At 50.5% G+C, this 550-nt stretch carries 1 protein-coding gene and 1 pseudogene; one reads left to right on the top strand and one right to left on the bottom strand.

The window, feature by feature from the left end:
- Nucleotides 1-216, top strand: a 216-nt coding sequence (gene osmE, locus WH277_RS05295) for an osmotically-inducible lipoprotein OsmE (protein WP_339504836.1), incomplete at its 5' end; no start/stop codon positions are given.
- A 66-nt stretch (nt 217-282) separates the two neighbouring features.
- On the opposite strand, the pseudogene katE reads toward osmE, so the two are convergent.
- Nucleotides 283-550: pseudogene (katE, locus tag WH277_RS05290) on the bottom strand (catalase HPII); the annotation flags it as partial.

Here is a 550-nt window from a genome sequence, read left to right as displayed (position 1 = left end):
GGCATGACGCGTCAGCAGGTTCGTGATATTGCCGGGCCACCATCAACCGAAATTACGATGGTACATGCGCGTGGTACGTGCCAGACCTATGTGCTGGGTGAACGTGACGGGAAGCAGCAAACCTATTTCGTCAGCTACGCTGACACCGGCCGTGTGATGAACTATGGCTTCCAGAGCTGTAAAGAATACGATACCGATCCTCAAGTTAATCAGTAGCGGATTGTTTGAATGAAAAAAGGCCACTTCGGTGGCCTTTTTTTATACTGAGTTTTCTTCTGTCGCTTATGCCGGAACACTTAATGCTTTCTGGCTGCGTGACCAGATGCGGTGCATCGCCAGTGCCGCGACAAAATCGCTCATTAATTTACCTTCCGCTTTGCTTTCAGTAATAATGCCTTCCTCCTGTTCGTCGTCAGCCAGACCAAAATGCGTCGCAAAGCGCCGTGCATCTCCACTCAGCCCGATCACTTTCAGGTGTTTATAAGCTTCCAGAAGGAAATAGCATGCATCGCCGCGCAGCAGCAGCGCATCGATATTACCATCCGGAACG

This window comes from Erwinia sp. MYb416, from assembly GCF_037479575.1.
In the GTDB taxonomy this organism is placed as follows: domain Bacteria; phylum Pseudomonadota; class Gammaproteobacteria; order Enterobacterales; family Enterobacteriaceae; genus Erwinia; species Erwinia rhapontici.
Note: the sequence above shows the minus strand (reverse complement) of the source record. Positions and strands in the feature narration are given on the sequence as shown.